Annotated in this window: 5 protein-coding genes and 1 pseudogene; 3 read left to right on the forward strand and 3 right to left on the reverse strand. The window is 72.6% G+C overall.

The window, feature by feature from the left end; genetic code table 11:
- Positions 1 to 287: pseudogene (locus ACSNOK_RS30260) on the reverse strand (carbohydrate-binding protein); the annotation flags it as partial.
- Between the two features lie 175 nt (positions 288 to 462).
- Positions 463 to 2,367, reverse strand: coding sequence for a diguanylate cyclase CdgB (cdgB, locus tag ACSNOK_RS30265; protein WP_436783991.1), 1,905 nt, complete (start codon positions 2,365 to 2,367; stop codon positions 463 to 465).
- A gap of 385 nt (positions 2,368 to 2,752) precedes the next feature.
- On the opposite strand from cdgB, the gene ACSNOK_RS30270 reads away from it, so the two are divergent.
- Positions 2,753 to 3,304: a flavin reductase family protein gene (locus tag ACSNOK_RS30270; protein ID WP_436783992.1), complete on the forward strand. Its 552-nt coding sequence runs from the start codon at positions 2,753 to 2,755 to the stop codon at positions 3,302 to 3,304.
- Positions 3,305 to 3,371: 67 nt separating this feature from the next.
- Here ACSNOK_RS30270 and ACSNOK_RS30275 read toward each other — a convergent pair whose 3' ends face one another.
- Positions 3,372 to 3,800, reverse strand: coding sequence for an ArsI/CadI family heavy metal resistance metalloenzyme (locus ACSNOK_RS30275; RefSeq protein WP_436783995.1), 429 nt, complete (start codon positions 3,798 to 3,800; stop codon positions 3,372 to 3,374).
- A gap of 125 nt (positions 3,801 to 3,925) precedes the next feature.
- Between ACSNOK_RS30275 and ACSNOK_RS30280 the strand changes: the two genes are divergently transcribed.
- Both ACSNOK_RS30280 and arsB read left to right on the forward strand, forming a co-directional pair.
- Entirely contained in the window at positions 3,926 to 4,321 is a 396-nt protein-coding gene (locus tag ACSNOK_RS30280; protein WP_436783993.1) for an ArsR/SmtB family transcription factor, read from the forward strand.
- Positions 4,322 to 4,323: 2 nt separating this feature from the next.
- The coding region (gene arsB, locus ACSNOK_RS30285) for an ACR3 family arsenite efflux transporter (protein ID WP_436783994.1) at positions 4,324 to 5,409 on the forward strand (1,086 nt) is incomplete at its 3' end.

Genomic DNA, 5,409 nt, shown 5'->3' on the forward strand with positions numbered 1-5,409 from the left:
GGGCCGGGCTGGCGGGGGGCGCCGCCCGGGAGGGTCTCGGGGGCGGCGTAGTGCGGGGTCGGCTGCTGGGGGGCCGGCATGCCCGCCCCGTACGTACCGCCGCCCTGCTGCGGCGTGTACTGGCGTGAGCCGACCGGCCGGACCTGGTTGTACGACGTACGGGGGACGCCGGGCTGCGGTGCGGACGCAGCCGCGTCGGTGCCCTGGTCCCCGCCCTCCGAGCGGTACAGGTACCCGAACGGGTCCTCGTCCTCCGGCTTTCCGTTGCCGTTGTTACCGGCCGTCATCCCCTGTCACTCCCCACGTGATGTGCCGTCCGGCACCCACGTTCTGTGTACCGGTCCGCGGCTGTCGAGGCCGGTTCGGCCACCACGGTCCGGCGGCGGTGCCGCATCGGCGCAGCCTACCCCGTGCGGCAAGTGGCACGCCCTGACACGGGGGCCCGCGGGGGCCGCCGGCCGGTCAGCCCGCACGGCGGCCGGTCCGGGCGCGGGACCGCTTCTCGACGTACATCCGCTGGTCGGCGGAGCGCAGCACCTCGTCGGCGGACATGCCGCAGCCCGCCCAGCCGATGCCGAAACTCGCCCCGACCCGCACCGCCCGGCCGTCGACCCGGATGGGCGGGATGATCGCGTTGCGCAGCCGGACCGCCAGGTCCTCCGCGTCGGCGCGGCCGAGGCCGTCGGCGAGGACGACGAACTCGTCGCCGCCCATCCGGGCCACGGTGTCGCCGTCGCGGACGCCGCTGCTGAGCCGCCGGGCGACCTCGATGAGCACCGCGTCGCCGGTGTGGTGCCCGAAGCGGTCGTTGATGGACTTGAAGCCGTCCAGGTCGCAGAAGAGGACGGCGAGGCCCTTGTCGCCCTCGGCGCTGTCCTCGTCGAGCGGGACGGTGTGCACGTGGTGGTCGCGGTGGTCGTAGCCCGCGGCGCCGGGGGCCGGGTAGTCGCCGGCCGCGTAGTCGGCCGTCCGGTAGCCGGCGGTCCCGTAATCGCCCCCGTAATCGCCGGGGCGGTAACCGCCGGGCGGGCGGTCGTCGCCGAGCGGGTCGGGGGCGCGGTCGTGCCCGTACGCGCCGTCGCCGCCCGGAATACCGCCCGGAATACCACCCGGGATGCCGCCCGGAACGCCACTCGACACGCCACCGGTGATGCCGCCCGGTATGCCGAGGGGCTCCCCGAACGGGCCGCCGAAGGGGTCGCCGAACCCGACGACCTCGTCGAACCCGTCGAGCCGCCCGAAGGCGCCGTGATCGACCGCCGTGTGCGTCTCGCTGCCGGGCGGGCGACCGCAGAGCCGGCTGCTGAGCCGGGCGCGGAGCTCCGCGCTGTTGGGCAGGCCGGTCAGGGAGTCGTGGCTGGCGCGGTGGGCGAGCTGGAGCTCGTGCCGCTTGCGGTCCTCGATGTCCTCGACGTGGGTGAGCAGCAGGCGCGGCCCGTCGGCGGCGTCGGCGACCACCGAGTTGCGCAGCGAGACCCAGACGTACGTCTCGTCCCGGCGGCGCAGCCGCAGCTCGGCGCGGCCGCCCTCGGCGGAGGTGCGGAGCAGGGTGCCGATGTCCTCGGGGTGGACGAGGTCGGAGAACGAGTAGCGGCGCATCTGCGAGGCCGATCTGCCGAGCAGCCGGCAGAGCGCGTCGTTGGCGCGGTGGAGCCGCCCGTGCTGGTCGCCGCCGAGCTCGGCGATGGCCATGCCGCTGGGCGCGTACTCGAACGCCTGCCGGAAGCTCTCCTCGCTCGCGCGCAGGGCCTGCTGGTCGCGCTCCAGGCGGACGAGGGCGCGCTGCATGTCGGCGCGCAGCCGGGCGTTGTTGATCGCGACGGCGGACTGGAAGGCGTACATCTGGAGCGCCTCGCGGCCCCAGGCGCCCGGGCGGCGGCCGTTGCGCGGCCGGTCGACGGAGATGACGCCGATCAGGTCGCCGCTGGCGGAACCGGCCGAGTACATGGGCGCGAGGAGCCGGTCCATGGGGTGCCACTCGTCGGGGAAGCGCGGCGCGGGGCCGGTGGTGCGCCACTGCGGGACGTCGTCGTCGTCGAGGACCCAGCCCTCGGTGTACGGGATGAAGCGCAGCTCGCCCCAGCGCTCGCCCATGCTGAGCCGGCGCTCCCAGGACACCCGCGAGCCGACCCGGCCGGACAGGAACGCCTCGGCGCTCGCGCTCCCGGCGACGGCGGCGACCACGAGGTCACCGTCCGGGCGGACCAGGTTGACCGCCGCGAGCTCGTACCCGAGCCCGTTGACCACGCCCTCCGCGACGGTCTGCAAGGTGTCCGCGAGGCTGCGGGCGGTATTCAGATCCGCCACCGCCTGGTGAACCTGCCGCAGGGTCGTCAGACGCACATACGGCTCCGACTCGGTTTCCATAGCTCGCTCTCCCCCGAGACCTCGACAGCGACTCTCCAGATTTTCTTGTCGTCCGATTACACGGCCACTGAATCACAGGGAGCTGACAACTCGGTACACAGGGTCAACAAATAGGGCCTTCTGTGACTCATGTCACAGTGCGTGACGGCGCCCCTTACGGAGCGTTCGCAAACATCCGACGTTTCCGGTCCGCAAATAAGGCAGAGCCTGCCGCGTTTTGTGGGAGATCGTCGAGGTCAGGGGCGGTGCGGCGGGGCCTCGGCGGGGCGCCCGGAGGGGAGGGCCGGTCCCGGCCGGACGACCGGGGGCCTAGTCCCCAGTACCAGGACCGTCCTGGTACCGCAGCCCGATACGGCGGCCCGTCACAGGCGGCTAGCGTGATCGTGTGTTGCAGACGACTTCGCCCACCGAGGCCCGCATACCGCATGCTGACGGTGTGACCGCCGAGGAATTCCGCGCCGCCCTCGCCCGCCTGGCGGCGGGCGTGGTCCTGGTGACCGCGCACGACCCCGACGACGGCCCCCGGGGCGAGGACGTCGGCATGACCGCGACGGCGTTCCTCTCCGTATCCCTGGACCCACCGCTCGTGATGGTGAGCGTTCGCAACGACTCCCGGATGGAGGAGTTGCTGGCCCGGCAGCCCCTCTGGGCGGTCTCCCTGCTCGCCGAGAGCCAGCGGCAGATCGCCGGACGGTTCGCGATGAAGGGGCGGGTCAGCGACCGGCTGCTGTTCGAGGACCTTCCGCACGAGCGCGGCGAATTCTCCGGCTCGCCGCTCGTCCGGGGAGCGCTCGCGGTACTGGAGTGCCGGACGGAGCAGCAAGTGGCGGCCGGGGACCACACCCTCTTCATCGGCCGCGTCCTGAAGGCCGCCACCTCGACGACGGAGAGCGGCCCGCTGACGTACTTCCGGGGCCGGTACCGGCACCTGTCCTGAGCGGGCGGGGGCCGGCAACGCCGACTCCCCGACGCACCCGTCCGTCCGCCCCTGGACCCCCGGCGCCCTACCGCCCGGCGGTGCCGCAGCACGCCTCCGGCGCGGCGCCGGCGCTCTTCCCGAGGGTGTCCGCGTCGGCCTTGACCACATACACCTCCCAGGGCTCACGGCCGGGGCCGTGGACCCACACCTTGTCCTGCAGGGCGTAGCAGCAGGACGTGTCGCTCTCCTCGAAGGTGGCCAGACCGGCCTCCTTCAGCCGCTCCGCCGCGGCCTCGACCTGCCCGGCGCTCCCGACCTCGACGCCGAGGTGGTCCAGGCGGGTCTCCTGGCCGGGCTCGCCTTCGATGAGGACGAGCTTCAGCGGAGGCTCGGCGATGGCGAAGTTCGCGTAGCCGGGCCGGCGCTTGGCGGGCTCGACGCCGAAGAGCTTGGAGTAGAAGGCCACCGACGCTTCGAGGTCGGCGACGTTGAGCGCGAGCTGTACACGGGACATGGCGATCTCCTCGTTCCGCAGTGCCGATCCGGGCAGCCGCTCGGACATACCCGCCGACACCTCACTGCATCGATCGATGTCAATACAGGCTTGCACCTTGATTCGACAGACGTCAATATAGAGACATGTCGAATCAGGAATTGGTGGTGCTCGGACAGGAAGGCCCCGACGGCTGCTGCCCCGGCCTGCTCACCGCGCCACTCGCCGAGGACCAGGCCGCGGAGCTGGCGAAGGTCTTCAAGGCCCTCGGCGACCCGGTACGGCTGCGGCTGTTGTCGATGATCGCCTCCCGCGCCGGCGGCGAGGTCTGCGTCTGCGATCTGACCCCGGCGTTCGACCTGTCCCAGCCGACGATCTCCCACCACCTCAAGCTGCTCAGGCAGGCCGGGCTGATCGCCTCCGAGCGGCGCGGGACGTGGGTGTACTACCGGCTGCTGCCGGAGATGACCGACCGCCTCGCCGGCATCCTCACCCGCCCCGCCGGAGCACCCCTGCCCGGACCGGCCGGGGCCTCGTCGTGACCGTGGCCCGCCCGGCCCCCACCCCCGCCGGGGCCCGGCTGTCCTTCCTCGACCGGTTCCTCGCCGTGTGGATCCTCGCCGCGATGGGCGTCGGCCTCGGTCTGGGCCGGCTCGTACCCGGCCTGGGGGACGCGCTGGCGCGGGTGACCGTCACCGGCGTCTCGCTGCCGATCGCGCTCGGGCTGCTGGTGATGATGTACCCGGTGCTGGCCAAGGTCCGCTTCGACCGCCTCGACACCGTCACCCGCGACCGCCGCCTCCTCATCCCGTCACTGCTGCTGAACTGGGTGCTCGGCCCGGCGGTGATGTTCGCGCTCGCCTGGCTGTTCCTGCCGGACCTGCCCGAGTACCGGACCGGCCTGATCATCGTCGGGCTGGCCCGCTGCATCGCCATGGTCGTCATCTGGAACGATCTGGCGTGCGGCGACCGCGAGGCCGCCGCCGTGCTCGTGGCGCTCAACAGCGTCTTCCAGGTGATCGCCTTCGCCGGACTCGGCTGGTTCTACCTGTCCGCCCTGCCCGGCCTGCTCGGCCTCGAACAGACCGCCCTCGACGTGTCGGTGTGGGAGATCGCCCGCAGCGTACTGATCTTCCTGGGCATCCCGCTCGCCGCCGGCTACCTCACCCGCCGCCTCGGCGAGAAGGCCAGGGGCCGCGCCTGGTACGAGACGAGGCTGATCCCGCGCGTCGGCCCGTTCGCCCTGTACGGGCTGCTGTTCACGATCGTCGTGCTGTTCGCGCTCCAAGGCGACGCCATCACCTCGCGGCCGCTCGACGTCGCGCGCGTCGCCCTGCCCCTGCTGGTCTACTTCGCCGTGATGTGGACGGGTTCCATGGCCGTCGGCCGCGCCGCCGGTCTGGACTACCCGCGCGTGACGACGCTGGCGTTCACCGCCGCGGGCAACAACTTCGAACTCGCCATCGCGGTCGCCATCGCCACCTTCGGCGCCTCCTCCGGACAGGCCCTCGCGGGCGTCGTCGGCCCGCTCATCGAGGTCCCCGCCCTCATCGGCCTCGTCCACGTCGCCCTAACCGTCCGCCACCGTTTCCCCGTCCCCGTCTCCCTCACCTCCCCCACCGGCCACCCG

Source organism: Streptomyces sp. URMC 126, assembly GCF_051386555.1.
Taxonomy (GTDB): Bacteria; Actinomycetota; Actinomycetes; order Streptomycetales; family Streptomycetaceae; genus Streptomyces.

What these genes read in the sequence shown, in the direction of transcription:
- cdgB (WP_436783991.1), bottom strand. Translation starts at nt 2,367, where the DNA reads ATGGAAACCGAGTCGGAGCCGTATGTGCGTCTGACGACCCTGCGGCAG.
- ACSNOK_RS30275 (WP_436783995.1), bottom strand. Translation starts at nt 3,800, where the DNA reads ATGTCCCGTGTACAGCTCGCGCTCAACGTCGCCGACCTCGAAGCGTCG.
- ACSNOK_RS30280 (WP_436783993.1), top strand. Translation starts at nt 3,926, where the DNA reads ATGTCGAATCAGGAATTGGTGGTGCTCGGACAGGAAGGCCCCGACGGC.